The organism is Streptomyces sp. NPDC001933, from assembly GCF_042890955.1.
Classification (GTDB): Bacteria; Actinomycetota; Actinomycetes; order Streptomycetales; family Streptomycetaceae; genus Streptomyces.
In genome coordinates this window covers 140,432-165,553 of sequence record NZ_JBIASS010000006.1, presented here as the reverse complement: position 1 = coordinate 165,553, position 25,122 = coordinate 140,432, and the positions used below count along the sequence as shown (strand labels likewise).

General features: G+C 70.0%; 25 protein-coding genes. 12 read left to right on the top strand and 13 right to left on the bottom strand.

Annotated features, from left to right (window positions below):
- Positions 1 to 44: 44 nt before the first annotated feature.
- From ACFYY7_RS17165 to ACFYY7_RS17140, 6 genes are all read right to left on the bottom strand, one after another.
- Positions 45 to 593, bottom strand: a complete 549-nt coding sequence (locus ACFYY7_RS17165; RefSeq protein WP_323180131.1) for a bacterial proteasome activator family protein — start codon at positions 591 to 593, stop codon at positions 45 to 47.
- A 176-nt stretch (positions 594 to 769) separates the two neighbouring features.
- A complete protein-coding gene (locus ACFYY7_RS17160; protein ID WP_388662292.1) occupies positions 770 to 3,616 on the bottom strand; it encodes an FtsX-like permease family protein in 2,847 nt (948 codons plus the stop codon).
- On the bottom strand, positions 3,613 to 4,392 hold the full coding sequence (locus ACFYY7_RS17155; protein WP_388662290.1) for an ABC transporter ATP-binding protein: 780 nt from the start codon (positions 4,390 to 4,392) through the stop codon (positions 3,613 to 3,615). The genes ACFYY7_RS17160 and ACFYY7_RS17155 overlap by 4 nt, the downstream gene beginning before the upstream one ends.
- A gap of 137 nt (positions 4,393 to 4,529) precedes the next feature.
- Complete coding sequence (locus ACFYY7_RS17150) at positions 4,530 to 5,144, bottom strand: PadR family transcriptional regulator (protein ID WP_388662288.1); 615 nt, start codon at positions 5,142 to 5,144, stop codon at positions 4,530 to 4,532.
- A gap of 70 nt (positions 5,145 to 5,214) precedes the next feature.
- A complete protein-coding gene (locus ACFYY7_RS17145) occupies positions 5,215 to 6,072 on the bottom strand; it encodes a hypothetical protein (RefSeq protein WP_388662286.1) in 858 nt (285 codons plus the stop codon).
- Positions 6,073 to 6,205: 133 nt separating this feature from the next.
- Positions 6,206 to 7,858 carry a protein kinase gene (locus tag ACFYY7_RS17140; protein ID WP_388662284.1) on the bottom strand — a complete coding sequence of 551 codons (1,653 nt, stop codon included), beginning with the start codon at positions 7,856 to 7,858 and terminating at the stop codon, positions 6,206 to 6,208.
- Positions 7,859 to 8,149: 291 nt separating this feature from the next.
- On the opposite strand from ACFYY7_RS17140, the gene ACFYY7_RS17135 reads away from it, so the two are divergent.
- The gene (locus ACFYY7_RS17135; RefSeq protein ID WP_388662282.1) at positions 8,150 to 9,775 is read left to right on the top strand and encodes a protein kinase; all 1,626 of its coding nucleotides are present in this window, start codon (positions 8,150 to 8,152) and stop codon (positions 9,773 to 9,775) included.
- 64 nt (positions 9,776 to 9,839) lie between these two features.
- Here ACFYY7_RS17135 and ACFYY7_RS17130 read toward each other — a convergent pair whose 3' ends face one another.
- From ACFYY7_RS17130 to ACFYY7_RS17120, 3 genes are all read right to left on the bottom strand, one after another.
- Entirely contained in the window at positions 9,840 to 10,862 is a 1,023-nt protein-coding gene (locus tag ACFYY7_RS17130) for a phosphotransferase (RefSeq protein WP_388662667.1), read from the bottom strand.
- A gap of 162 nt (positions 10,863 to 11,024) precedes the next feature.
- Positions 11,025 to 11,468, bottom strand: a complete 444-nt coding sequence (locus ACFYY7_RS17125; protein WP_388662280.1) for a pyridoxamine 5'-phosphate oxidase family protein — start codon at positions 11,466 to 11,468, stop codon at positions 11,025 to 11,027.
- Positions 11,469 to 11,577: 109 nt separating this feature from the next.
- Complete coding sequence (locus tag ACFYY7_RS17120) at positions 11,578 to 12,237, bottom strand: response regulator transcription factor (RefSeq protein WP_266733705.1); 660 nt, start codon at positions 12,235 to 12,237, stop codon at positions 11,578 to 11,580.
- A 340-nt stretch (positions 12,238 to 12,577) separates the two neighbouring features.
- On the opposite strand from ACFYY7_RS17120, the gene pdhA reads away from it, so the two are divergent.
- From pdhA to ACFYY7_RS17105, 3 genes are read left to right on the top strand one after another with little or no spacing between them, the layout of a single operon-like run.
- Positions 12,578 to 13,759 carry a pyruvate dehydrogenase (acetyl-transferring) E1 component subunit alpha gene (pdhA, locus tag ACFYY7_RS17115; RefSeq protein WP_266731421.1) on the top strand — a complete coding sequence of 394 codons (1,182 nt, stop codon included), beginning with the start codon at positions 12,578 to 12,580 and terminating at the stop codon, positions 13,757 to 13,759.
- A gap of 2 nt (positions 13,760 to 13,761) precedes the next feature.
- A complete protein-coding gene (locus ACFYY7_RS17110; protein ID WP_388662278.1) occupies positions 13,762 to 14,742 on the top strand; it encodes an alpha-ketoacid dehydrogenase subunit beta in 981 nt (326 codons plus the stop codon).
- Between the two features lie 10 nt (positions 14,743 to 14,752).
- Positions 14,753 to 16,174 (top strand): dihydrolipoamide acetyltransferase family protein, encoded by a 1,422-nt coding sequence (locus ACFYY7_RS17105; protein WP_388662276.1) that lies wholly within the window; start codon positions 14,753 to 14,755, stop codon positions 16,172 to 16,174.
- Here ACFYY7_RS17105 and ACFYY7_RS17100 read toward each other — a convergent pair.
- Positions 16,161 to 16,655 carry an ATP-binding protein gene (locus ACFYY7_RS17100; RefSeq protein ID WP_388662274.1) on the bottom strand — a complete coding sequence of 165 codons (495 nt, stop codon included), beginning with the start codon at positions 16,653 to 16,655 and terminating at the stop codon, positions 16,161 to 16,163. The genes ACFYY7_RS17105 and ACFYY7_RS17100 overlap by 14 nt on opposite strands.
- A gap of 249 nt (positions 16,656 to 16,904) precedes the next feature.
- Here ACFYY7_RS17100 and ACFYY7_RS17095 point away from each other — a divergent pair, with 249 nt between their 5' ends.
- From ACFYY7_RS17095 to ACFYY7_RS17085, 3 genes are read left to right on the top strand one after another with little or no spacing between them, the layout of a single operon-like run.
- The gene (locus ACFYY7_RS17095; RefSeq protein WP_388662272.1) at positions 16,905 to 17,795 is read left to right on the top strand and encodes a helix-turn-helix domain-containing protein; all 891 of its coding nucleotides are present in this window, start codon (positions 16,905 to 16,907) and stop codon (positions 17,793 to 17,795) included.
- Positions 17,792 to 17,974, top strand: a complete 183-nt coding sequence (locus ACFYY7_RS17090) for a DUF397 domain-containing protein (protein WP_114245454.1) — start codon at positions 17,792 to 17,794, stop codon at positions 17,972 to 17,974. The genes ACFYY7_RS17095 and ACFYY7_RS17090 overlap by 4 nt, the downstream gene beginning before the upstream one ends.
- A 52-nt stretch (positions 17,975 to 18,026) precedes the next feature.
- Complete coding sequence (locus ACFYY7_RS17085) at positions 18,027 to 18,395, top strand: DUF397 domain-containing protein (protein WP_388662270.1); 369 nt, start codon at positions 18,027 to 18,029, stop codon at positions 18,393 to 18,395.
- On the opposite strand, the gene ACFYY7_RS17080 is transcribed toward ACFYY7_RS17085, so the two are convergent.
- The gene (locus ACFYY7_RS17080) at positions 18,288 to 18,680 is read right to left on the bottom strand and encodes an SgcJ/EcaC family oxidoreductase (RefSeq protein ID WP_388662269.1); all 393 of its coding nucleotides are present in this window, start codon (positions 18,678 to 18,680) and stop codon (positions 18,288 to 18,290) included. The genes ACFYY7_RS17085 and ACFYY7_RS17080 overlap by 108 nt on opposite strands.
- Positions 18,681 to 18,850: 170 nt before the next feature.
- Between ACFYY7_RS17080 and ACFYY7_RS17075 the strand changes: the two genes are divergently transcribed.
- Positions 18,851 to 19,447, top strand: coding sequence for a hypothetical protein (locus tag ACFYY7_RS17075; RefSeq protein ID WP_388662267.1), 597 nt, complete (start codon positions 18,851 to 18,853; stop codon positions 19,445 to 19,447).
- 128 nt (positions 19,448 to 19,575) lie between these two features.
- On the top strand, positions 19,576 to 20,010 hold the full coding sequence (locus tag ACFYY7_RS17070; RefSeq protein ID WP_388662265.1) for a VOC family protein: 435 nt from the start codon (positions 19,576 to 19,578) through the stop codon (positions 20,008 to 20,010).
- 69 nt (positions 20,011 to 20,079) lie between these two features.
- On the opposite strand, the gene ACFYY7_RS17065 is transcribed toward ACFYY7_RS17070, so the two are convergent.
- Positions 20,080 to 20,979: a D-alanyl-D-alanine carboxypeptidase family protein gene (locus ACFYY7_RS17065; protein WP_388662264.1), complete on the bottom strand. Its 900-nt coding sequence runs from the start codon at positions 20,977 to 20,979 to the stop codon at positions 20,080 to 20,082.
- 216 nt (positions 20,980 to 21,195) lie between these two features.
- On the opposite strand from ACFYY7_RS17065, the gene ACFYY7_RS17060 reads away from it, so the two are divergent.
- Together ACFYY7_RS17060 and ACFYY7_RS17055 are read left to right on the top strand one after the other, a co-directional pair.
- Positions 21,196 to 21,891: a GntR family transcriptional regulator gene (locus tag ACFYY7_RS17060; protein WP_388662262.1), complete on the top strand. Its 696-nt coding sequence runs from the start codon at positions 21,196 to 21,198 to the stop codon at positions 21,889 to 21,891.
- On the top strand, positions 21,888 to 23,198 hold the full coding sequence (locus ACFYY7_RS17055) for a nitrate/nitrite transporter (RefSeq protein ID WP_388662261.1): 1,311 nt from the start codon (positions 21,888 to 21,890) through the stop codon (positions 23,196 to 23,198). The genes ACFYY7_RS17060 and ACFYY7_RS17055 overlap by 4 nt, the downstream gene beginning before the upstream one ends.
- Before the next feature lie 74 nt (positions 23,199 to 23,272).
- Here ACFYY7_RS17055 and ACFYY7_RS17050 read toward each other — a convergent pair whose 3' ends face one another.
- A complete protein-coding gene (locus tag ACFYY7_RS17050) occupies positions 23,273 to 24,097 on the bottom strand; it encodes a maleylpyruvate isomerase family mycothiol-dependent enzyme (RefSeq protein WP_388662259.1) in 825 nt (274 codons plus the stop codon).
- Between the two features lie 192 nt (positions 24,098 to 24,289).
- Between ACFYY7_RS17050 and ACFYY7_RS17045 the strand changes: the two genes are divergently transcribed.
- Complete coding sequence (locus ACFYY7_RS17045) at positions 24,290 to 25,081, top strand: carbon-nitrogen family hydrolase (RefSeq protein ID WP_388662257.1); 792 nt, start codon at positions 24,290 to 24,292, stop codon at positions 25,079 to 25,081.
- Positions 25,082 to 25,122 lie beyond the last annotated feature (41 nt).

Here is a 25,122-nt window from a genome sequence, read left to right as displayed (position 1 = left end):
CGGGCTTGTCAGAAATCAGGGATATCGGAGGTGGGGGCCGAGGGCTACAGGTACGGGCCCGACCGGATCGCCCCGTGCGGGTCCCCGCTGCCGTCCTCGTCCTCGTGCGCGCTGCCCGGCGGAAGTGCGCGGCGCATCTGCTCCAACTGGGCCCGAGCCGCCATCTGCTGAGCGAACAGAGCCGTCTGGATGCCGTGGAACAGGCCCTCCAGCCAGCCCACCAACTGTGCCTGGGCAATCCGGAGTTCCGCCTCGGAGGGCACCGACTCCTCGGTGAACGGCAGGGAGAGCCGCTCCAGCTCCTCCACCAGCTCCGGAGCGAGGCCGTCCTCCAGCTCCTTCACGGAGCTGGCGTGGATCTCCTTGAGCCTGACCCGGCTCGCCTCGTCGAGAGGAGCTGCCCTGACCTCCTCCAGGAGCTGCTTGATCATGCTTCCGATGCGCATGACTTTCGCGGGCTGCTCGACCATCTCCGTCACCGGGACCTCACGCGACTCGTCGTCAGTGCCACCGCCGCCGATCGCCATGCCGTCCTGCCCCACCACGAGGACTTGGGGGTGCTCCTGCGACCGTTCATTCCTCGGCATCTCCATGGCGCCATTGTCTCGCACACCTGCTGTACGACACTGTGGTGCCCCCGTAAACGGTTGATCCACCGTCCACGGGGGCACCGAGTCAGCCGGTCAGCCCACCAGCCGCGCCATCGGCCGCGCCATCGGCCGCACCACCGGCCGCACCACCGGCCGCACCATCACCGCGGCCTCCGGCATCACCCGGCCCTCCGCGCCAGCGCGAGGCGGGAGCGGGTGAGCGCCGAGGCGAGCAGACCGGCCAGCAGCGGCACGCCCACGACGAGCAGGCCGAGGGTGGTCCAGGGCAGCACGATCGGCGTGTAGGCGGATTCCGTGGGCTCCATCCGCATTATCTGCAGCGCCTGGCGCAGATCGACCATCCGCAGCGCCACCGCCGGCACCAGTCCGGCCAGCGTGCCGAGCACCACACCCGTGAGCGCCACCACCACGCACTGGAAGCCGGACAGTTTCCGCCGCACGCCGGGGGGCGCGCCGACCGCGCTGAGCGTGTTGAGATCGGCTTCCGCGTCCGCCTTGGCGAGGCCCGTCGTGATCGCGGCGGCGCCCAGTGTCACCATTCCGGCGAACAGGGTCAGGATCAGCAGCATGGAGTTGTCGATCCGGCCGCCGGAGCCGGACTCGGACTGTGTCCAGATGCCGCCGCCGGCCTGCTCGATCGCGCCGTAGGTCCGCTGCTCCTCGGCGTCCGTGGGCGCGTGGGTGACCGCGTACACGCTTCCGCTCGCCTGGGTGTGCAGACCGAGCCGTTCCGCGGTCCGCCGCGGCAGGATCATGCTGATCCCGGGGGTGGCGGCGTACTTTTCGGGTGCCACGTACACCTTCAGCCTGTCCGTGGTGGTACGGGCCTTGCCCGGGTGCAGCTTCCGGCCCTGCTTGTCCTTGTCGCTGTAGGCGTGGACGGCCTTGATGGTGACTTCGCCGTTCTTCGCGAACACCGGGTTGAGCAGTACCGGTGTGCCGGCCGCCAGCGCCTTGGCGGCAGCGGGGTCGTCGAGCTTCACATAGGTGCTGAGCATGGCCTCGTCCGCCACGACGATGCCGTGCTCACTGGCGTTGAAGACGCCCGACGCCATGATGCCGACGAGACAGGCGGGGGAACGCATCAGTTTCTTGTGCTCGTCGGCGGTGAGCCGCGCGGCGAGTTCCTTGGCGCCCTTGCCGGTGAGCGGGCAGGAGGCGGCCTTCCCGGCGGGCTTCACCAGCTCGACCGAGCCGCATTCGTTCTCCGCGTCGCCGTAGACGTTGCAGTCGCTGCCCGCCCACGCGTGCCGGAAGTCGGCGTGCCCGCCGGTGACGGCCATGTTCCGTTCGACGGCGGCCCGTGCCTGCGGGAGCCGGGCGGCAGCCTTGTCGTCGAAGGCGGAGATGACGACGGTGCCCTCGTTCAGCGAGGGAACGTAGTTGTACTCCGCCTCGGCCATGGCGCTGGACATGTACGTGGCGATGGCGACCGAACCGGCGACGGCCGCCATCACGGCCGCGACCGCGGGAGCGGTACGGCCGCGGTTGCGGGCGGCGTCGCGCAGCGCCAGCCGGGGCGAGAGCGGCAGCCTGCTGCCGAGCCGCCCGAGGAAGCCGACGATCACCGGGATGCAGGCGAGCAGCCCGAGCTCGGCGGTCACCGAGCCGGCGGCGACCAGCGTCGAGTTCCCGTCGGTACCGCCGTACACGGCGACGGCGCATCCGATGGCCAGTACACAGGCGCCCAGAACGGGCAGCACCCGGGAGGAGCGGCGGACGCCGCGGCGTCCGGTGAGCGACTCCAGCACGGACTGCCGGCTCGCCACGATCGCCGGGGCGAACGCCGCCAGCAGGCCCGTGATCAGGCCGATCACCGCGATGATCAGCAGTTCCATGGGATTGAGGGAGATCGAGACGAAGCGGTTCCCGGTCCATTCCTCGATCATGGGGCGGAACACCGCGGTGGCTGCCAGCCCGACCCCCACACCGGCCACGGCCCCGACGCCGCCGAGCACCAGGCCCCCGCCGAGCACCACGGCCCGGACATGACGCCGGTCCCCGCCGCAGGTGCCGAGGAGGCCGAGCTGGCGGCGGGAGCGGCGCGCACCGACGGCGAAGGCCGGTCCGGCGAGCAGCACGATCTCCAGGACCGCCATGGCGACCACGGTGACCAGCGCCGCGCTCACCTCGGAGCTCTCCGGGTACGCCTCGACACCCTTCTCGGCCAGCGGGACCTCGGAGTCCGGCGGCGGGTCCAGGACGACCTGACGGGACTTGACGAGGACGCCCGACTTATTGGCCGCCACGACGTCCGGCCAAGTCACCCCCACCCCTTCGGGACCCTTGACCAGCCACGTCTTGGAGCCGACGTTCGGCGGCAGCACCTTCTTGTCATGGTCGGCCCTGGCCTGCCACGGGGCGATGACCGCTCCCGGATCGGCGTACAGCGCCTCGGCGCTCAGCTGGTCAGGCTGCTCGACCACGCCGGTGATCGTGTACTTCTTGCCGAAGTTGCGCACGGTGGTGGTCGAACCGACGTGCAGGCCGGTCGACTTCAGGAACGGCTCGGTGGCCGCCACCTGGTCCTTGCCGTGCGGGAACGCACCGCGTACGAGGTCGATCTTGCCGCGGGCCAGCTGGTCCGAGGTCCGGAACTCGTAGATCTCGGTGGTGGCGATGCCGTAGCCGGTGGTGATGCCGGCCGGGACGGACTGGATGCTGATCGCCCGTGAGCCCTTGGGGAACGTGGTGGTGACGTCGATCGACGGGCCGTCCTCGTCAACCGGCGCGTTCTCGTCGACCTGCTCGTACCTCTCCGCGTCGGGCAGCTGCAGGATGGGGCCGATGCCCTCGTCGCTGAAGAGCGCGTCGGCGGAGCCCATCGAGGCCGTCAGCTGCTCGGCCGTGGTCGGTGTCACGCTGCGGTACGTCACGTCGAGGGCGGTGACGCCGAGGACGGGTACGGCGATCATCGCGACCACCAGTGCGCTGCGGCCCTTGGACCGCACCGCGTCGCGCCGGGCTATCCGCAGGGCGGCGCGCCAGCCGGTGAAGACGCTCACTTGGCGGCCTCGGAGGCGAGGAGCGAGTCGGCGTCGGCGGTGAGCGTCTGGTCGACGACCGAACCGTCCCGGAGGAACACGACCCGGTCCGCCCAGGCCGCGTACCGCGGCTCGTGCGTCACCATCACGCCGGCCGCGCCCTGGTCACAGCGGTTGCGCAGCAGCGCGAGGACCTGCTCGCCGGTCTCGGAGTCGAGCGCTCCGGTCGGCTCGTCGGCGAGCACCAGGCGCCGGTCCCCCACCAGCGCACGGGCGATCGCGACCCGCTGCTGCTGGCCGCCGGACATCTCGTCCGGGAACCGGTCGGCGATCTCCAGCAGCTTCATCTCCTCCAGCGCCGCACGGGCCTCCTTGCGGGCCTTGCGGACGGAGACGCCGTCGAGCTCGCGCGGCAGGGCGATGTTCTCGGCGGCGGTGAGCGCGGGGATCAGGTTGTAGTCCTGGAAGACGTAGCCGACGCTGCGGCGGCGCAGGGCGGCGATGCCCTTGCGGCCGAGCCCGGCGATGTCCTGGCCCTCGATGACGACCTGGCCGCTGGTCGCGGTGTCGAGACCGCCCGCGATGGTCAGCAGGGTCGACTTGCCGGAGCCGGACGGGCCCATCACGGCGACGAGTTCACCGGCGTACACGGAGAGGTCGATGCCGCGCAGGGCGTGCACCTCGGCGACGCCGGAGCCGTGGGTGCGGGTGAGCGCCCGGAGTTCGAGCACCGGTGCGCCGGAAGGTATCGGTGCGTCGGCCGGTGGCACGGGTCGGGGCGGGACGTGCGAGGACATGATGAGTGGTTCCCCCCTCGGAACGGGTGTGGATGACGAGGTCCCGCGGTTCGCGGTCCGGTCTGCGGGCCGTGGTCTGCGGCTCGCGGTTCGTGGTGTTCGGCGTGCGGGCTGCCGTGCGCGGCACGCGGTGCGCGTCAGCGTCGGCTGCGCGGGAGGGCGGCACGCGGCGCGGTGCGGCCGGTCGTACGGATCTCCGGTTCCGGCTCCGTGGCGGCGGCCTCGGCGAGGCGGACGAGCCGGGTCTCGCAGTGGTCCAGCCAGCGCGCCTCGGCCTCCGCCTGGAAGATCAGCTGATCCAGTACGAGCAGCCAGGCGACCTCGTCGCGGTTGGCCGGGACGTCACTGAGCGACTGCGCCTTGAGGCGGGTGTAGTCCTGCATCGCCTTCAGGGTGTGGTGGCGCTGGGACTGGATGACGGCGCGGATGTCGACCCCGGGCGCGCCGACCGCCATGGCGAGCTTGATGGCCAGCTCGTCGCGGGGCGGGTTGCTGCGGTCGACGGGCGTCTCGAACCAGTTCCGCAGCTCGGTGCGTCCGTCGTCGGTGATCGCGTAGAGGGCGTGGCCCTGGTCGTCCTCGTCGTCCTGGACGACCAGGCCGTCGCGCTCCAGCCGGCTGAGCGTCGTGTACACCTGGCCGACGTTGAGCGGCCAGGTGGAGCCGGTGCGCGACTCGAATTCGGTACGGAGCTGGGAGCCGTATCGGGGCCCCCGTTCCAGCAGGGCCAGCAGCCCGTGGCGGATCGACATACTCAGTATGTATACCGAGTATGTCGATGGAGGCAAATCTCTGCTGGGGTGGCCTGGGGCCGGTCAGGCCCTAGTCCGCGCGGCGCATGCGGTACGCCAGGAAGCCCAGCCCCAACCCGACCAGCGCGATTCCCGCGCCCAGCGACAACTGCTTCACCTGCCGCACGGCCGGTGAGTCCAGGGCCTGCCGCGAGAGCTGGTCGGCCCCGTCGGACGTACTCGCCCCGGGCGTCGGTGTCGGCCCCGGATCGGTGGCCGCCGGAGGCGCGTAGGGGTTCTGGAGCGGACCGTCCGGGTGCGCGAACTCCCACGCCGAGAGCTGCCGCCCGGGCCGCAGTCGCCCCTCCCCGGCCTCACGCCCGGCCAGCGGCGACTGCGCGTCGTCGGCCGGCGGCTCCCCGTCGGAGGAGGCGGAGTCGGAGGCGGAGCTGGAGCTGGAACCCGAGCCGGGATCGGAGCTGGAGTCGGAGCCGGAGCTGGAGCCGGAGCCGGAGGCGGGATCGGGATCGGGATCGGAACCGGAGGCGGAGTCGTCGGTGGACGAGGACGAGGGCGAGGGCGAGGTGGACGCGGTGGCCGTCGCGGAGCCGGCGGGGGAGCCGGAAGCCGGGGCGGGCGGCGGCGGAGGGCCCGGAGGTGCGGGGGCGGCCGGTCCACCGTCCGGGTGAACGGCCGTCGGCGCGGGTGCGGGGGTGGCCGGTTCCTCGGCCGACGGACCTGTACCGGGGACGCCGGAAGGCCGGGCGGGGGTTCCGGCCGAGGTGTGTGTGGACGGCGCCGCCGGGGAGCTGCGCGGCCCCGTCGGCCGGCCGGATGAACCCTGGCCCGCCGGTGCCTCTCCCGCCGTGGCCCCCAGCGCCGCACCCGCCGTCAGTACGAGGCAGGCAACGCACCTCGTGGGCCGTGAGGGGAGAAGTCCTGAAGCCATGGGCTCAGCGTCACATGTGACGGTATGTCCGGCATCTCGGCTCTGTGGTGCCCAGCGCGCGGCACCCAGCGCGCGGCACGCGGCACCCTGGCAAGCGACCGCGCGAGCCCCCTCGGGCCCGGAGCGGTCAGGATCAGGCCGGGTCGCCCGTCGCGATGCGCAGCTCGAAGTGGGCGCCGGTCTTCGGGACGGCGGCGCCCGACGTCGGGAACTGGTCGATGACCTGGTCCTCCGCGTAGGCGTTCCCCGGCACCTTGATTATCTTGACGGTCCAGCCCGCCGCGTCCGTGCAGGCCCGTGCGGAGAGGATGTCCTTGTACAGGAAGCTGGGGGCGTCGACCTTGTTCGGGTCGTCGCTGTCCTCCAGCGCGTCCGTGCAGTCCTCGGTGTCCATCGTCCGGTTCCGCTCCGGATCCTTGTGCTCGCCCGCGGCCGGCGACTCGTTCGCGGTCGTGCCGCCCTTGTCGTCGTCCTTCAGGGCGACGACCGTGATCAGCCCGCCTATCGCGATCAGGGCGACCACGATCGAGCCCACGATCACCGGCATGTTCCGCCTGGAGCCGCTCCCGCCCGAGCCGGAGTGCGACTGCGTCTGTGTCTGCGGCGAGGTCGAGTACGGCGGCGGGGTCTGCTGCGGCACCGGGGCCTGGCTCTGGTACTGCTGGGCCGACTGCGGGTAGCCGTACGACGGTGCCGGCGTGGGGGCCGGGGTCGCCGGACCGTACGGGCCCGACTGGTACGGGCCCGACTGGTACGGACCCGGCTGGTACGGGGTCTGGACGCTCTGGGGCGTCGCGCCGGACTGGTCGACCGGCGGGAAGACCGCCGAGCCGACGCCCGAGCCGCTGTTCGCCGGGGCGCCGCCGCCCGCGACGATCACCGGCGCGCCCGTGGGGCCGCTCGCGGCCAGCACCCGGGCGATCTCGTCCTGCATCGCCGCCGCGCTCGGGAAGCGCTCGTTCGGGTTCTTCTTCAGCGCGCGGGCGACCAGCGCGTCCATCGCCGGGGTGACCGCGCGGTTGATCGTGGAGGGCGCGACCGGCTCCTCCTGTACGTGCGCGTACGCGATGGCCAGCGGGGAGTCCGCGTCGAACGGGATCCGCCCGGTCAGCAGCTGGAACAGCATGATGCCGACCGAGTACAGGTCGGAGCGGGCGTCCACGCCGCGGCCGAGGGCCTGCTCGGGGGAGAGGTACTGCGGGGTGCCGACGACCATGCCGGTCTGCGTCATCGACGTGACGCCCGACTGCATGGCGCGGGCGATGCCGAAGTCCATGACCTTCACGATGCCGCGCTTGGTCACCATCACGTTGCCGGGCTTGATGTCGCGGTGGACCAGGCCCATCTCGTGGCTGGTGTCCAGCGCGGCCAGCACGTCGGCCGTCACCTTCAGCGCCCGGTCGGCCGGCATCGCGCCGTGGTTCTGGATGTCCGCCTGGAGCACGGAGCCGAGCGGCTGCCCCTCCACGTACTCCATGACGATGTACGGCATCAGCGCGCCGCCGAGCTCGTCCTCACCGGTGTCGAAGACCGAGACGATGTTGGTGTGCTGCAGTTTGGCGACGGCCTGCGCCTCGCGCCGGAACCGCTCGCGGAAGGACTGCTCGCGGCCGAGTTCCGTGTGGAGTGTCTTGATCGCGACCTGGCGGTCCAGCGCGGTGTCGTACGCCAGGTATACGGACGCCATGCCGCCCTCGCCGAGCAGGTCGCGAAGCTGGTACCGGCCGCCGGCGACCGAACCGCCCGCATAGCGACCCTGAGCGCCGTGTGCGCCGTCCTGGCTCATGACTTGCTCCCCCTCGGCGCGCGACTCACGCGATCATCCATTACGCGCCAAGTCTGCCCGAGGGGTACGACACGTCAAGCCGGGTGCCCGTTCCGTGACCCTACGCACAAGAAGCGTCTCGGAAGCGTTACAGGAACCGCATGAAATTTGCGTGGACGGCACGCCGGGCGGTTGGATAACCGGTCCCTCTCGGAAACGGTGTGTCCGGAAGAGGCTGTAGCGTGACGTGGCAATGCAGCTAGACACCGTGAGAACCCGCGGACGCGCGGACAGATACGACGGCGAGGACTGATGGCACCCGATTCCGAAGCAAACGGCGGCGGAGTATCGGATGGCACCGACGCCTGGGGCATCGGCGGTGTCGTCGGTGACGGACGTTACCGGATGACCCACCGCCTCGGCCGGGGCGGTATGGCGGAGGTGTTCGCGGCCGAGGACGTCAGGCTCGGGCGGACGGTCGCGGTGAAACTGCTGCGCTCCGATCTCGCCGAGGACCCGGTCTCCAAGGCCCGGTTCACGCGCGAGGCGCAGTCGGTCGCCGGGCTCAACCACCACGCGATCGTCGCCGTGTACGACTCCGGCGAGGATGTCGTGGGCGGGGCGACCGTCCCCTACATCGTGATGGAGCTGGTCGAGGGGCGGACCATCCGCGACCTGCTGATCAGCGCCGAGGCGCCGCCGCCCGAGCAGGCCCTGATCATCGTCTCGGGCGTACTGGAAGCGCTCGCGTACTCGCACCAGCACGGCATCGTGCACCGCGACATCAAGCCGGCCAACGTGATCATCACGAACTCCGGTGCGGTCAAGGTGATGGACTTCGGCATCGCCCGTGCGCTGCACGGCGCGCAGTCGACGATGACGCAGACCGGCATGGTCATGGGCACGCCGCAGTACCTCTCCCCGGAGCAGGCGCTCGGCAAGGCCGTCGACCACCGCTCCGACCTCTACGCCACCGGCTGCCTGCTGTACGAACTCCTGGCCATGCGGCCCCCGTTCACGGGCGAGACGCCGCTCTCCGTCGTGTACCAGCACGTCCAGGACATCCCGGTCCCGCCGTCCGAGGTCCTGGGCTCGGTGCCGCCGGAGCTGGACGGACTGGTCATGCGTTCCCTGGCGAAGGACCCGGACGACCGGTTCCAGAGCGCCGAGGAGATGCGCGGCCTGGTCCAGTACAGCCTCCAGATGCTTCAGGTGCAGGGCGGCCACACGAATACGTGGAACACCGGCCCGGTCGCGATGCACGAGGGCGGGCACACCCCGGCCATGGGCATGGCCGGGGGCACGATGGCGATGGGCCACCCGCCGCACGGGGACACCTCGCAGGGTCCGATCCTGCCGCCGATGAACCCCGACGACGGCGGTTACGAGGGCGGGCACAACGGCGGTGGCGGCGGTCGCGGCAAGCTGTGGCTGTTCGTCGTGCTCGCGCTGATCGCGATCGGGGCGGGCGTCGCCATCGCGGTCAACGCCGCGCAGGACACCGGCACGAAGCGCGAGAAGCAGCCCGACAAGGTCTCCAGTTCGCCGTCCCCGAAGAAGAGTTCGTCCGGGCCGACCGACGAGCAGAGCGAGCAGACCGAGGTGCCGGAGAACTCCACCGGCAACCAGCAGGACACGCCCCCGCCGCGGACCTACTCCCCGTCGACCACTCCGAGCCAGCCGTCCGAGCCGCCGACGACCCAACCGTCCACCCCGTCCACCGGAGGCCCGGCCGACGGCGGTACGGGTACGGCTGACGGTGGTACCGGTACGGCCGACGGCGGTACGGGTACGGCCGACGGTGGCACGGGTACGGCCGACGGTGGCACGGGTACGGCCGACGGTGGCACGGGTACGGCCGACGGCGGTACCGGTACGGCCGACGGCGGTGCCGCCACCGGTACGTCCGCGGCGGCCGGTTCGGGCACCACCCAGTGATCACCACCCAGTGATCACCACCCCGTGAACACCCGCTGACCCGGCCGGCCGTTCACGGGAGGAATCAGCCCGTGAACGCCTCGCGCACCGTCTCGTACTCGCGCGTCCACCAGACCGCCAGGGCCGACACCGCAGGGAACTGCGGGTCGGCCCTCCGGTCGTCCAGGCAGTACCGCCAGCGCAGTATCCAGAAGTCGTTGAGCCGCTCCCACCACACCCGGTGCACCGCGGCGGCCAGTTCCGCCGCCCCCGCCCCGGCCGCCCGCCGGTAGGCCCGCGCGTACGCCCGTACCTTCTTCAGCTCCAGCTCCCCGGCCGGCAGTACGAAGAAGATCGCCGCGGCCCGCACCGCCTCCTCCGCCCTCGGCTGGACCCCCAGCCGGTCCCAGTCGAGGATCGCGACCGGGTCCGCGCCCCGGTACAGGACGTTCAGCGGGTGGAAATCGCCGTGCACCCAGCCGGTGGCCGGGGCGCCGGGCGTCGGGGGCCTGCGGTCGGCGTGACGTTCCAGCAGGGTGCGCCGCTCCAGCAGGCGGTGCTCGGCCAGCTCGTCGAAGCAGTCCCGCCGGTGGCGTCCGCGCGCGGCCGTCAGCAGGTCGTCGATGAGCGCGAAGGTGTCGCCGGGATCGGCGCTCCGGTACCCGCAGGACCGGCGCGCGAGCCCGGTGCCCGAGCCCATGGCCTGTTCGGGCACGGTGCCGGAGCCCATGACCTGTTCGAGCCCGGTGTGCACCGCCCCGAGCAGCGCCCCGAGCCGTTCCGACTGCGCGGTGGTGAGCTGGTCGCCCGCCCGGTGCAGCCCGTCCACCCAGGGGTGCAGGGCGTAGCACCGTCCGCCGATCTCCGTGACCGTTTCGCCCTCGGTGTCCTGCACGGGCGGGGCGACGGGCACGCCCAGTGACTGGAGCCGCTGGGTGGCGCGGTGCTGGCGGACGATCGTGGCGCGGTCGCCGGTGGAGTCGTCGAGGTGGTGCTTGAGGAAGTAGGAGCCGCGGGTGGTGGAGACGCGGTAGCCGTGGTTGAGCAGGCCCTTGGTGATGGGCTTGCAGCTCAGGGGTTCACCGGCGTCCGGGTAGCGGCGCAGCACCTCGTTCACCGGAGGCACCGGCGGCCGCCGTGGCACGGACGGGAGGAGAGCCCGGTCCACCGGGGACACGGGCGCAGGAGGTGCGGACGGGAACCGGACCTCGCCGTCCGGCGGAGCGGACGGAAGGGTGACAAATGAGCGCGGCACTCACCAGATGTTAGATCACGCTGTGTTGCCGATCGGCTGACTTGCGTCGAAGCCCAGAGTGTGCACAGAGGCGAAGTGCGGTTCGAGCCTGAGGTACGCCGGGGCGAAGGGCTCGCCGTTCACCAGGGCGGGACCGTCGCCGAACAGCTCGCGCTGGCCGGGTGTCGGGTGCACGATCTCGGCGGTGCCGGTGAACTGCACGGCCCACAGATCACCCCCGCCTCCCGAACCACCGCCTACCGGGCAAGCGGCGCTGAAGTTGTCCGCGCCGTACGCCACGACCGTGCCGTCGCACGCGTTGTGGTACCCGAAACCGCTGTGCATCCGCAGGACCACGCGACCGTCGATCACGACGTGGCGGGCCACCGACAGAAAGGGAAGGGCCCGCATGCTCGTCGCCAGCCGGCCGTACCGGACGCGGCCGAGCAGTTCGATCGCCTGGAGTTCCTCGAAGGACATGACCTCCACTCTCCGCCACCGCGGAAGCCGCAGAAAGAGGCTGCGGCCCCGGTTGATCAGGGACCAAAGTCCCGAAGGTCAACCGCCTCCCGGCACCCCCTGGCGCTCCTCAGCGCTTCTCCGCCTGGATCCTGGCCACGTACGCGGCGGCCTGCGAGCGCCGTTCCATGCCCAGCTTGGAGAGCAGGCTGGAGACATAGTTCTTGATCGTCTTCTCGGCGAGGTGCAGCCGCTCGCCGATCACCCGGTTCGTCAGCCCCTCGCCGATCAGGTCGAGGATCTTGCGTTCCTGTTCGGTGAGGCCGGCGAGCTTGTCCTCGCCCCGGCCCTTCTTGCCGTCGCGCAGCCGCTCCAGCACCCGCGCTGTCGCCACCGGGTCCAGCAGCGACTTCCCGGCGGCCACTTCACGTACCGCGTTCAGCAGTTCGCTGCCCCGGATCGCCTTCAGTACATATCCGGACGCACCCGCCATGATCGCGTCGAACAGTGCCTCGTCGTCGGCGTACGAGGTGAGCATCAGGCACTTGATGTCCGCGTCCTGGGAGCGGACCTCCCGGCAGACCTCCACCCCGCTGCCGTCCGGCAGCCGTACGTCGAGCACCGCCACATCGGGCCGGGTCGCGGGGATGCGGACCAGAGCGTCCGCCGCGGTGCCGGCCTCGCCTACGACCTCGATGTCGTCCTCGGACGAGAGCAACTCGTGGACTCCGCGTCGCACGACTTCATGGTCGTCCAACAGAAAAACGGTGATTTTTCCTTGTTCGCGCACAAAACGCAGTCTCACACACTCACCCCTTCCCTGCCGCCGAACGGCGGGATAACGTGCCGTTGTTCCGGCGGCCTGCGAGGCTGTTACCAGTGCTGTGACCAGCGAGAGTTCCCGACTTTTTCGATTTACTTGGAAATCCAAGCAAAATCGCAGGTCAGATAGGGTTTCGCAGTTATGCGGCGTACTGGGTAACGTGCTTTCGGCAGGGCGCTCGCCGGGGCACCTGTCACGCCTGTTCCCGGACCGAGCGGCACCCACCCCGTGCACGGGTACGGACACAGGCGAGCCGCACTGGCTTCCCGGCAGACCCCGGGGGCCGGACCGACGGAGGAGCACGCACGTGACCGTGGAGAGCACTGCCGCGCGCAAACCGCGACGCAGCAGCAAGCGGACCAGCGCCGTGAAAACGACCGCGAAGACGTCCGCGAAGACGCCACAGAGTTCCGAGCCCGAGCTCGTACAGCTGCTGACGCCCGAGGGCGAGCGGCTCGAGCACCCGGACTATTCGATCGACCTGACCGCAGAAGAGCTGCGCGGCCTGTACCGGGACATGGTCCTGACCCGCCGCTTCGACGCCGAGGCCACCGCCCTCCAGCGCCAGGGCGAGCTGGGCCTGTGGGCCTCGCTGCTCGGCCAGGAGGCCGCCCAGATCGGCTCCGGCCGGGCCCTGCGCGACGACGACTACGTCTTCCCGACCTACCGGGAGCACGGCGTCGCCTGGTGCCGGGGGGTCGACCCGACCAATCTGCTCGGAATGTTCCGCGGTGTGAACCACGGCGGCTGGGACCCGAACACCAACAACTTCCACCTGTACACGATCGTCATCGGCTCGCAGACCCTGCACGCCACCGGCTACGCCATGGGCGTCGCCAAGGACGGCGCGGACTCGGCCGTGATCGCGTACTTCGGTGACGGCGCCTCCAGCCAGGGGGACGTCGCCGAGTCCTTCACCTTCTCCGCGGTCTACAACGCCCCGGTCGTCTTCTTCTGCCAGAACAACCAGTGGGCGATCTCCGAGCCGACCGAGAAGCAGACCCGCGTCCCGCTCTACCAGCGCGCGCAGGGCTTCGGCTTCCCCGGCGTCCGGGTCGACGGCAACGACGTACTCGCCTGCCTGGCCGTGACCAGGTCGGCGCTGGAGCGGGCCCGCCGGGGTGAAGGGCCGACCCTCGTCGAGGCGTTCACCTACCGGATGGGCGCGCACACCACCTCCGACGACCCGACGAAGTACCGGGCCGACGAGGAGCGGGCCGCCTGGGAGGCCAAGGACCCGATCCTGCGGCTGCGCACGTACCTGGAGAAGGAGGGCGCCGCAGACGAGGCGTTCTTCACCGCGCTGGACGAGGAGAGCGAGGCCCTCGGCAAGCGGGTCCGTGAGGCGGTACGGGCGATGCCCGACCCCGACCCGATCGCAATCTTCGACAACGTCTACGCGGACGGGAACCCCCTCGTCGACGAGGAGCGCGCCCAGTTCGCTGCCTACCAGGCATCGTTCGCAGACACCGCCGAGGAGGGCAAGTAGCCATGGCCATGGAAAAGATGTCCATTGCGAAGGCTCTCAACGAGTCGCTGCGCAAGGCTCTCGACACCGACCCCAAGGTCCTCATCATGGGTGAGGACGTCGGCAAGCTCGGCGGCGTCTTCCGGATCACCGACGGACTCCAGAAGGACTTCGGCGAGGACCGGGTGATCGACACCCCGCTCGCCGAGTCCGGCATCGTCGGCACGGCGATCGGCCTTGCCCTGCGCGGCTACCGGCCCGTCGTGGAGATCCAGTTCGACGGCTTCGTCTTCCCCGCGTACGACCAGATCGTCACCCAGCTCGCCAAGATGCACGCCCGCGCGCTCGGCAAGATCAAGCTGCCGGTCGTCATCCGTATCCCGTACGGCGGCGGCATCGGCGCGGTCGAGCACCACAGCGAGTCGCCCGAGGCCCTGTTCGCGCACGTCGCGGGGTTGAAGGTGGTCTCGCCGTCGAACGCGAGCGACGCCTACTGGATGATGCAGCAGGCCGTCCAGAGCGACGACCCGATCATCTTCTTCGAGCCCAAGCGCCGCTACTGGGACAAGGGTGAGGTCGAGACCGACACCATCCCGGGCCCGCTGCACAAGGCCTCGGTGGCCCGCACCGGCACCGACCTCACGCTCGTCGCGTACGGCCCGATGGTGAAGGTCTGCCTGGAGGCGGCCGCGGCCGCCCAGGAGGAGGGCAAGTCGATCGAGGTCCTGGACCTGCGCTCGATGTCCCCGATCGACTTCGACGCCATCCAGACCTCGGTCGAGAAGACCGGCCGGCTCGTCGTGGTCCACGAGGCGCCGGTGTTCTACGGCTCCGGGGCCGAGATCGCCGCCCGGATCACCGAGCGTTGCTTCTACCACCTGGAAGCACCGGTGCTGCGGGTCGGCGGCTACCACGCCCCGTACCCGCCGGCGCGGCTGGAGGACGAGTACCTGCCGGGTCTCGACCGCGTGCTCGACGCCGTCGACCGCTCGCTGGCGTACTGAGGACTGGGACGTGACAACGATGACCGACACTTCCAACGCTGCTCGCTTCCGTGAGTTCAAGATGCCCGACGTGGGCGAGGGACTGACCGAGGCCGAGATCCTCAAGTGGTACGTCCAGCCCGGCGACACCGTCACCGACGGCCAGGTCGTGTGCGAGGTCGAGACGGCGAAGGCGGCCGTGGAGCTGCCGATCCCGTTCGACGGCGTGGTGCACGAGCTGCGCTTCCCCGAGGGCACGACGGTCGACGTCGGCCAGGTGATCATCGCGGTGGACGTGGCCCCGGGCAGCGGTGACGCGGCCCCGGCCCCGGCGGCCGAACCCGCACCGGTTGCTCAGCCCGAACCGGAGCCCGAGGCTCCGAAGGGCCGCCAGCCGGTCCTGGTCGGCTACGGCGTCTCCGAGAGCTCGACCAAGCGACGGGCCCGCAAGGGCACGGCCGCTGCCGCGTCGGCTGCCGCGACGGCGATCCAGAGCGAGATGAACGGCCACGCCGCCGTCGTTCCGGAGAGCCGGCCGCTGGCCAAGCCGCCGGTCCGCAAGCTGGCCAAGGACCTGGGCATCGACCTGGCGACGGTCGTCCCGACCGGCGAGGGCGGCATCATCACCCGCGAGGACGTGCACGCGGCGGCCAAGCCCGTACCGGCACAGGCCCCCGCGCCCGTCGCCGCGCAGGCCGCCCCCGCTCCCGAGGCGCTGGCCCCGGCTCCGGCCGTGGTCACCACGGTGGGCGCCCGCGAGACCCGCATCCCGGTCAAGGGCGTACGCAAGGCCATCGCCCAGGCGATGGTGGGCAGCGCGTTCACGGCTCCGCACGTCACCGAGTTCGTCACCGTCGACGTGACGCGCACGATGAAGCTGGTGGCGGAGCTCAAGGAGGACAAGGACATGGCGGGGGTGCGGGTCAACCCGCTCCTGATCATCGCCAAGGCCCTCCTGGTCGCGATCAAGCGGAACCCGGAGGTCAACGCCGCCTGGGACGAGGCGAACCAGGAGATCGTGCAGAAGCACTACGTCAACCTGGGCATCGCCGCCGCCACCCCGCGCGGACTGATCGTCCCGAACATCAAGGACGCGCACGAGCAGACGCTCCCGCAACTGGCCGCGTCCCTGGGCGAGCTGGTCTCCACGGCCCGCGAGGGCAAGACCTCCCCCGCCGCGATGGCGGGCGGCACGGTGACCATCACCAACGTCGGCGTCTTCGGCGTGGACACGGGCACGCCCATTCTGAACCCGGGCGAGTCCGCGATCCTCGCGGTCGGTGCGATCAAGCTCCAGCCGTGGGTCCACAAGGGCAAGGTGAAGCCCCGTCAGGTCACCACGCTGGCCCTGTCGTTCGACCACCGCCTGGTCGACGGCGAGCTCGGCTCCAAGGTCCTGGCGGACGTCGCCGCGATCCTGGAACAGCCGAAGCGCCTGATCACCTGGGCGTAGTTGTACGAGATGGGCCCGCGCGAACGGCTTCGCGCGGGCCCATCGGCATGTCCGGCTTCTGCCGCAGGGCGAGTTCGGCGAACACGGTCTTCCCGACGGTGCGCGGCTCGACGCCCCAGCGGTCCGCGATCCGCGCGACGATGACGAGACCCCGCCCGTAGCACTCGTCGTCCCCGGCCTCGCGCAGACCGGGCAGCCGCTCACCGCGCGGGTCACTCACCGCGATACGCAGCGTGGCCGCGCTGAGCGTGAGGTGCACGCGGAAGAGCCGCCCCCGGATGGCGCCGTGCAGTAACGCGTTGGTCGCCAACTCACTGACCAGCAAGGCCGCGTCGCCGGCCAGCCCCGGATACCCCCACTCCCGGACGAGCCGCGCGGTGCGGCGCCGGGAGAAGGAGACGCTGCGGGAGGTGGGCGTGAAGTCGAGCCGGTCCTCGCGGAGGACGGGGTCGGGGACGGAGATCTGTTCGGCTGCGGTCATGGGCGCGTGCCTCCGTGGGTGCGGGCGGTGGCGATGCCGTACCTGCGGGGCGCCGGTTTCGGCGCGGGGCAGGGCGGTGCACTTCCGCCGGTTTCGGCTCCGCTGTGCGAGCGGTGGAGTGCCGAACGTAGCGCCGCATATATCCAGGACTCAAGTTTCTGGGAGATATATTCCCCGTACGAGCTATTGGCCTCACGATTGCGGGGCATGCTGCGACACTTGTGGGGTTCACAGGGACGGGAGGTCCGCATGCAGGCAATGGGCAAGAGGGCGAACGGCAACCGAGTCTCCACCGTTCTCGGTCGGCGCCTCGGCGGGGAGCTTCAAAGCCTGCGGGTCGCGGCGGGCAAGACTCAGCGCCAGGCGGCTGAAGCGCTCAGTGCGACTCCGACGAAGGTCGTGAAGATGGAGAGCGGGTGGGTTCCGATGCGGGACCCGGACATCGCGGCGCTCTGCACCTTCTACGGAGTCAGCGAGCCGAGGATTCTCGCCCACTTGCTGGAGTTGGCGAAGACTGATCGCGAGAGACGCAAGGTCAAGGGGTGGTGGAACGAGACCCCGACGCTTGCGACGCAGGTGGAGTACATCGCGATGGAGGATGCTGCCGTCAAGGTGCGGCAGTGGCAGATGGCTCTCATCCCCGGCCTGTTCCAGACTGCTGAGTACACGCGAGCCATGGGCGTGGCTGACATGTCATGGGACGATATCGACAGGATCGAGGACGTTGTCGCGGGCAGAACGAAGCGCCAGGCCAGGTTGTACGGCGACGCACCCCTGCGGATTCATGCTGTCATCTGGGAAGCTGCGTTCCGTCAACTGATGGGCGGACCTGCGGTGATGGCACGCCAGCTTGAGCACCTGTGCGGCTTGGCCGAACTTCCGAATGTGCACATTCAGGTGCTGCCGTTCCGTGCCGGTGGCCATCCCTGCATCGGCGGCCCCTTCAACGTTCTGTCATTCGGCGAGGATGAGGCGGTGGATGTCGTGCACATGGATACCCCACGGTCCACCATCTGGGTCGAGGACGCGGACGAGAGCCAGGTATTTGTCAGCCTCTTCAACCAGGCTTCCCGGATGAGCCTGTCGCCCTACGACTCGATCCAGTTCATCGACAGCATCGCGAAGGAAATGAGTAAGTGACTGCGTTCCGTTTCTACAAGTCCAGCTACAGCGCGACATCCAGCGAGTGCGTCGAGGTCGCCCGTAACGTCTCCTCCGCGGTGGCCGTCCGCGACTCCAAACGCCCTGGCGGACCCATCGTTACCATCGCTCCCGCCGCATGGGGCGCCTTCCAGGCTGAGCTGCGTCGACAGCCATAGCACGGCGGAGTTCGCCATCGATCGAGTTGCGCGCCGTGGTTGGGATGAACGAGTGACCGAGTTCCGCTTCAGGAAGTCCAGTTACAGCGAGCCGAATGGCGAGTGCGTCGAAGTTGCCCGCAACCTCCCCCACGCCGTCGCCGTCCGCGACTCCAAGCGTCCCGACGGCCGCTTCTCGTCCTCGCTCCCGCCGCGTGGGACAGCTTCACGGCGGGCCTGCGCCGGCAACCGTAGGCGCGGCGGTGGAACGGCGAGGGCGAGGAGGGCGCCTGCAATATCCCCCGCGCCGTCGCCGTTCGTGGCTTCGAGATGTCTACTCGACCCACACTGCCGTGTTCTGGCAGGCATGCAGCAGCCACCTTCCGTCATCCTGCTTCGTCATGACGTAGAGCGGAGCGCCTTCCGTTTCGCCCTCCGGTGAGTGGTAGACCTGCCGGACCTTGACGGCCGCCACGTCGGGCCGCAGGAATTGCGTGTGCACTGCCTCGTAGGTGATCTCACCCTCCCAGTCGGCCGCGGGCAGCACGGTGCGGGTGAACTCGGCGATCGCGTCGAAGCCGATCAGGACCTTGCCGTGGCCGGTCGTCCAGAGGGCGTCGGGGTGGAAGAGTGCGAGGAAGCCCTCGACGTCCTTGGCGCGCTGAGCGCGCTGGACAGTGGCGACGACCTGTTCGATGGCTTTGATGTCTGCGGTTTCGGTGTTCATGCAGATCACTCTGGGATCTCAAGCGGACTTGAGGTCAAGGCCGGCCGCAGGAGCGCCCCAGAAACTCATCAGTGCGGCACGACGGACCCTCTCGCCCTGGGGTCGGCCCCTTGTCAGACACCGTTGTTACGTTGAAGCGAGGATCTCGCTTCGACCTCTGGAGAGGGCGCATGTACGACGAACGGCTCGCCGGGTTTTCCCGGGAGCGGCTGGACGGCCGTCCGATACCCGGCGATCTGCGCGTGCTGCTGGTGGCGCAGTGGGAAGGCCGAACCGACTTCACCCACCTTCTCGACCTCGAATTCTTCGAGGCGGGAGAGGTCCACCCGCTCCTGGACACCAGCTATCTGAGCGAAAAGGAAATCGCGGACCCGGAGATGCAGGCCGTCAACGCCGCAGCCGCGGAGATGGCCAAGTACGCCAAACTCGTGGCGAAGGGCGGAAAGGGGTGGATCGGCTACTGGCTGCACCCCGACGAACCCGCGGATCGTGCCTGGCACCTCATGGAGCTGGACACCGAGTTCTCCTTCTGGAGCCTGGTCGGTCTCACTCTGACCGAGGGGGTCGCCGCCGAGCGGGCCGGCTACCGGGACGAGCCCGACGAGCGAATCGCGTTCACACAACTGGCCGCCGAACTCGCCGAGCTGGGACTGCCGCTGAGCACCCAGGACTACGACGCCCTCGATGACACCGAGTACACGGTGAACCCGGAGAAACTCATGGAGGAGCTGATCGAAGCCGAACGCGAGAAGCGCGGTCTTCGCTGAGCGGGGGAGACGTCGGCGCCCCGGGTGGGCGAGCGTCGAGGTGCCGTAGGTCTCCAGAAAGGCGCTCGGAATCCGGGGCTCGAAAAAAGGGGAACTGGTGTGCGGAGGCCCGCTGTTAGGGTGGCCGAATGGCATCGGTGAGGAAGATCCAGATCACTTTCGACTGCGCTGACCCCGAGCGCGTCGCCCGTTTCTGGTGCGAGGTGCTGGGGTACGTCGCACCTCCGCCGCCGGAGGGGTTCGACTCCTGGGACGCCTACAACGACTCACTGCCGCCCGAGGAGCGGGGTGCGTGGTTCGCGTGCTCCGATCCCACGGGCGAGGGCCCGCGCCTGTACTTCCAGCGCGTTCCCGAAGGGAAGGTCGCCAAGAACCGGGTGCACGTCGATGTGCGGGCCGGCACCGGGCTCGTGGGTGCGGAGCGGCTGGCCGTGCTGGAGGCCGAACGCGATCGGCTGGTGGCGCTCGGAGCGGTGTGCACGCAGGTGCTGTATGCCGACGAGGACAACGAGTCGTGCATCAACATGCAGGACGTCGAGGGCAACGAGTTCTGTCTCGACTGAGCATCCTCCGGTACGGCGAGAGGGGGCCCGCGTGGTGCGGGCCCCCTCTCTGCGTGCTTGCCGGGCGGGCTACTTCTTGAAGGAGTAGTCCATGATCTTCTTCATGTCCGCCGAGCGGTTGGTCGCGTTGGTGGAGGCGAGCACCGTACCGACGACCGTCTTGCTGCCACGGGTCGCGGCGAAGACCAGGCAGTACTTGGCCGTCGGGCCGGAGCCGGTCTTGATGCCGATGGCGCCGCTGTAGCTGCTGAGCATGGTGTTGGTGTTGGACCACGACATGTAGCGGTAACCGCCGGACTTCGTGGTGACCTTCTGCTTGGTCGACTTGGTCTTGACGACCGTGCGGAAGGTGGAGCTCTTCATGGCGCTGCTGGCGAGCTTGGTCAGGTCGCGCGGCGTCGAGTAGTTGGAGCCGTTCCCTATGCCGTCGAACGAGTCGAAGTGGGTGTTCTTCAACCCGAGGGTCTTGGCCTGGGCGTTCATCTTGCCGATGAACGACTTCACGCGGGCCGCGCGGGTGGTCCCGGAGCCGAACTTGTCGGCCAGCGCGTAGGCGGCGTCGCAGCCGGACGGCAGCATCAGGCCGTACAGCAGCTGGCGGACGGTGACCTTGTCGCCCACGATGAGGCGGGCCGAGGAGGCGCCCTTGGAGACGATGTAGTCGCTGTACGCCTTCTGGATCGTGACCTTGGAATCCAGGTTCAGGTTCTTCTGCGACAGCACCACCTTGGCCGTCATGATCTTGGTGGTGGAGCCGGTCGAACGGCGCGTGTCAGCGGCCTTGGCGAACAGGGACTTCGCCGTGCCGTTGTTCATCGTGTAACCGCCCGCGGCGGTGATCTTGGGGTTGGGCAGCGTGGCGGCCTGCGCGGTGGAGGCGAACACGCTGCCCGCGATGACGGCGCCTGCGGTCAGCGCCACGGTGGCAGTGGCGGTGGCGCGGCTTATGCCCTTAATGCCGATTTTCAACGTGAATGCTCCAAATGCCCCTGGAATGCGGCCACATGAAGGTGCCGCTCGGTGGTGAGACTCATGAGGGCGAGGGATGGATGTACCGATTCCTGGGGCAATTTCGGGGCTACGGGTGATTCCCGCCAGGGGGCGGTGGCGGGGTGGTGCCGGTGAACGTTCGTCCGTATCGCGGACTCGTTTCCCATGCACGCATCTTGTATCTATGCTGCGTACATGCCTGCCGCACCCCCAGCCGTGAAGCCTGTCGCGAAGTCGTCCGTGAAGTCCGCTGTGAAGCAGCCGCCCGCCGCCGAGCGCGTGTACGCCCACATCAAGGAGGCGGTCCTGGACCGCCGTTACGAGGGCGGCACGCTCCTGACCGAAGGCGATCTCGCGGAGGCCGTCGGGGTCTCCCGTACGCCCGTGCGCGAGGCGCTGCTGCGGCTGGAGGTCGAGGGGCTGATCAAGCTGTACCCGAAGAAGGGCGCCCTCGTGCTCGCCGTCTCCGCGCAGGAGATCGCCGATGTGGTGGAGACCCGGCTGCTGGTCGAGGAGTTCGCGGCCCGCAAGGCCGTGCCCGCCTCCGCGCAGCTGATCGGCCGGCTCGAAGAACTCCTGGAGGAGCAGCGGCAGCTGGCCGAGGCCGGGGACCTGGCGGCGGTGTCCGTGAAGGACCGCTGCTTCCACGCCGAGATCGTGCGCAACGCGGGCAACGACATCCTCTCGCGCCTCTACGACCAGCTGCGCGACCGGCAGTTGCGGATGGGCGTCGCCGTGATGGAGGCGCACCCGGGGAGGATCGCCGCCAACATCACCGAGCACGGTGAGCTGCTGGACGCGATCAGGGCCGGGGACGCGGACGGTGCCGCGCAGGTCGTGCGGCGCCATGTCGGCCGGGTCAAGGTGCTGGTCAGGGGTGAGGACCGGTGAGTTCTGCCGCCGCTCCCACCCTGTCCCTGCCCGGCGATCCACCCGGCGGCCGGCGTGCCGCGTGGGTCTGGGGCATCGGCGTCGCCGTCTACTTCGTCGCCATCATCTTCCGTACCAGCCTGGGCGTCGCCGGGCTCGACGCCGCCGACCGGTTCGACGTCAACGCCTCCGCGCTCTCCACGTTCTCCATCCTCCAGCTGCTCGTCTACGCGGGCATGCAGATACCCGTCGGCCTGATGGTCGACCGGCTCGGCACCAAGAAGGTCCTCGCCCTCGGGGCCGTCCTGTTCACCCTCGGACAGCTCGGCTTCGCGCTCTCCCCCTCGTACGGCATGGCGCTGGCGTCCCGGGCGCTGCTCGGCTGCGGCGACGCGATGACGTTCATCAGCGTGCTCCGGCTCGGCGCCCGCTGGTTCCCGGCCCGGCGCGGTCCGCTGATCGGTCAGGTCGCCGCGCTCTTCGGGATGGCGGGCAACCTCGTCTCGACGCTCTTCATCGCGCGGGCCCTGCACGGATTCGGCTGGACGACCACGTTCGCCGGCAGCTCCGTCGCCGGGGTCGTCGTCCTCGTCCTGCTGCTGCTGTTCCTGAAGGACCACCCCGAGGGCCATGAGCCGCCGCCCGTGGAGCACGCGGGTGCCGCCTATGTGCGCAAGCAGATCGCCGCCTCCTGGCGGGAGCCCGGCACCCGGCTCGGTATGTGGGTGCACTTCACCACGCAGTTCCCGGCCATGGTGTTCCTGCTGCTGTGGGGGCTGCCGTTCCTGGTGGAGGCGCAGGGGCTCAGCCGGTCCACCGCCGGTGAGCTGCTCACCCTGGTGGTGCTCTCCAACATGGCGTTCGGGATGGTCTACGGGCAGATCATCGCCCGCCACCACGCGGCCCGCGCCCCGCTGGCCCTCGGCACGGTCGCGATGACGGCGCTGCTCTGGGCGTCGGTCATCTTCTACCCGGGCGACCATGCGCCGATGTGGCTGCTGATCGTGCTGTGCGTGGTGCTCGGCGCGTGCGGTCCGGCCTCGATGATCGGCTTCGACTTCGCCCGCCCGGCCAACCCGCCGGAGCGCCAGGGCACCGCCTCGGGCATCGTCAACATGGGCGGCTTCATCGCCTCGATGACCACGCTGTTCGCCGTCGGTGTGCTGCTGGACGCCACCGGCGGCAACTACCGGATCGCGTTCGCCTCGGTCTTCGTGCTGGAGGCGGTCGGCGTCGTACAGATCCTGCGGCTGCACTCCAGGGCCACGCACCGCGAGCGGGACCACCACGTGGTCAGCCGGGTGGAGGCCGTGCACGTCCCGGTCTGACTGCTGACCGCGCCGGACCGGCGGCGCGCCCGCCCTCACCTGCGACGGGCGCCGCCGGTCATGGCGTCACGCGGTCACGGCGTCACGGCGAAGTTCTGCAGGATCGCCGTCGCCAGCTCCTGATCGCCCTCGACCTTGATCTGCTCGGCGACCGCGGCCGCGCGCACCCGCCCGCAGGCGAGGCGGTAGTACGTCTCCCAGTCCATCGCCAGCGTCACGGCGGGCCCGAGCGACGGCGAACCGTCCACCGAACCGCGGCCCTCCGCGTCGACCCTGACGGTGCGCAGGAACTCCAGCGGCCCGTGCACATCGAGCACGACCGCCGAACTGGCCGGCGCTCCCGCGTCCTTCGCGACCACCTTCGGCAGCGCCTCCAGCAGGGTGTCGCGGACGACCGTCGCGCCGGGGGAGTCCAGATTGCCGGGCCGGCCCAGCGTCGCGCGCAGGTCCTGCTCGTGCACCCAGACGTCGAAGACGCGCATCCGCAGCGCCAGTTCGAGGGTCTGCTCGGCGCCGAGCGGCGCGCGGACCATGGTCTCGGGGTCACGTGTCTCGTTGCGGAGCTGACGCGCCCGGCGGATGATCGTGTACTCCAGCTCGGAGGTCATCTCCGGCGCGGTGTGGTGCCGCCGCACATCGACCTGCATCTCCATGTAGCGGGCGAAGTCGCTCTGTACGTGGTAGAGGTCGCGGGGCAGGGAGTGGATCGGGCGCGGGTCGCCGAGCTGCTCGCACTCCATGCCGATCACGTGCGAGACGATGTCACGCACCGACCAGGCGGGGCACGGCGTACGGCGGTTCCACTCTCCCTCGGCGAGCGGCTTCACCAGCTCGGCTATCGACTCGATGGAGTGGGTCCAGGCATCGGCGTAGTTCTGGAGGCTGGGATGGACGGTCACGGGACCCCTCGTGCGGTTCTGCGGTGCATGGGCTGGAGAAGCTGGGCGGCGGGCGCGGGCGGCGGTCTGCGGGCGGCGGTCTGCGTGGGAGGTTCGATCGCTAAGTTACGCTGCGAGCAGGCACCCCGGCAGTGCTTTCGTGTGACGATCGTAGGCCCGTGTTGACGGCTCGAATGCCAGGACGGTGGTAGTGTGCGCGCCTCCCTCATCCAGATCGCAGTAGACCCGGACGAATCCGTCAAGGCCCGCAGGCAGCGCGCGGCTTCGCTGATCGCTGGCCGGCGCGGCGCGGACCTGGTGGTCCTTCCCGAGCTCTGGCCGGTCGGCGCCTTCGCGTACACCGCCTTCGAGGACGAGGCCGAACCGCTGCAGGGGCCCACCCACGACATCATGGCGAAGGCCGCCGCCGACGCCGGGGTCTGGCTGCACGCGGGCTCCTTCGTCGAGCGCGCCGCCGACGGCACCCTCTACAACACCTCGCTCGTCTTCACGCCCGAGGGCGAGCGGGCCGCCGCGTACCGCAAGATCCACCGCTTCGGCTTCGACAAGGGCGAGGCGGTCATGATGGGCGCCGGCGAGGAACTGGTCACGGTCACCCTGCCGCAGACCACCCTCGGCCTCGCCACCTGTTACGACCTGCGCTTCCCGGAGATGTTCCGCGGCCTGGTCGACGCGGGCGCCGAGACACTGATCGTCGCGGCGGGCTGGCCCGAGCGGCGCCGCGCCCACTGGACGCTGCTGGCCCAGGCCCGCGCGGTCGAGAACCAGTCGTACGTCCTGGCCGTCGCCACCGCGGGTACCCATGCCGGGGTCGAGCAGGCCGGGCACAGCATCGTCGTCGACCCGTGGGGCGAGGTGCTCGCGGAGGCGGGTGCGGCCGAGGAGGTGCTCGACGTGGAGTTCGACCCGGCGAGGGTGGCGGCGACCCGTGAGCAGTTCCCGGCCCTCAAAGACCGTCGCTTGGGGCTGAACCCGCCCTCCTGAGCCGTGTCGAGTGCTGTTTCACGTGAAACGGCGCTCGGCCT

Excerpts from the sequence above, each read along its gene's own strand:
- ACFYY7_RS17165 (WP_323180131.1), bottom strand. The coding sequence starts at position 593 with ATGGAGATGCCGAGGAATGAACGGTCGCAGGAGCACCCCCAAGTCCTC.
- ACFYY7_RS17155 (WP_388662290.1), bottom strand. The coding sequence starts at position 4,392 with ATGTCCTCGCACGTCCCGCCCCGACCCGTGCCACCGGCCGACGCACCG.
- ACFYY7_RS17150 (WP_388662288.1), bottom strand. The coding sequence starts at position 5,144 with ATGTCGATCCGCCACGGGCTGCTGGCCCTGCTGGAACGGGGGCCCCGA.
- ACFYY7_RS17145 (WP_388662286.1), bottom strand. The coding sequence starts at position 6,072 with ATGGCTTCAGGACTTCTCCCCTCACGGCCCACGAGGTGCGTTGCCTGC.
- ACFYY7_RS17140 (WP_388662284.1), bottom strand. The coding sequence starts at position 7,858 with ATGAGCCAGGACGGCGCACACGGCGCTCAGGGTCGCTATGCGGGCGGT.
- ACFYY7_RS17135 (WP_388662282.1), top strand. The coding sequence starts at position 8,150 with ATGGCACCCGATTCCGAAGCAAACGGCGGCGGAGTATCGGATGGCACC.
- ACFYY7_RS17125 (WP_388662280.1), bottom strand. The coding sequence starts at position 11,468 with ATGTCCTTCGAGGAACTCCAGGCGATCGAACTGCTCGGCCGCGTCCGG.
- ACFYY7_RS17110 (WP_388662278.1), top strand. The coding sequence starts at position 13,762 with ATGGCCATGGAAAAGATGTCCATTGCGAAGGCTCTCAACGAGTCGCTG.
- ACFYY7_RS17100 (WP_388662274.1), bottom strand. The coding sequence starts at position 16,655 with ATGACCGCAGCCGAACAGATCTCCGTCCCCGACCCCGTCCTCCGCGAG.
- ACFYY7_RS17095 (WP_388662272.1), top strand. The coding sequence starts at position 16,905 with ATGCAGGCAATGGGCAAGAGGGCGAACGGCAACCGAGTCTCCACCGTT.
- ACFYY7_RS17080 (WP_388662269.1), bottom strand. The coding sequence starts at position 18,680 with ATGAACACCGAAACCGCAGACATCAAAGCCATCGAACAGGTCGTCGCC.
- ACFYY7_RS17075 (WP_388662267.1), top strand. The coding sequence starts at position 18,851 with ATGTACGACGAACGGCTCGCCGGGTTTTCCCGGGAGCGGCTGGACGGC.
- ACFYY7_RS17070 (WP_388662265.1), top strand. The coding sequence starts at position 19,576 with ATGGCATCGGTGAGGAAGATCCAGATCACTTTCGACTGCGCTGACCCC.
- ACFYY7_RS17060 (WP_388662262.1), top strand. The coding sequence starts at position 21,196 with ATGCCTGCCGCACCCCCAGCCGTGAAGCCTGTCGCGAAGTCGTCCGTG.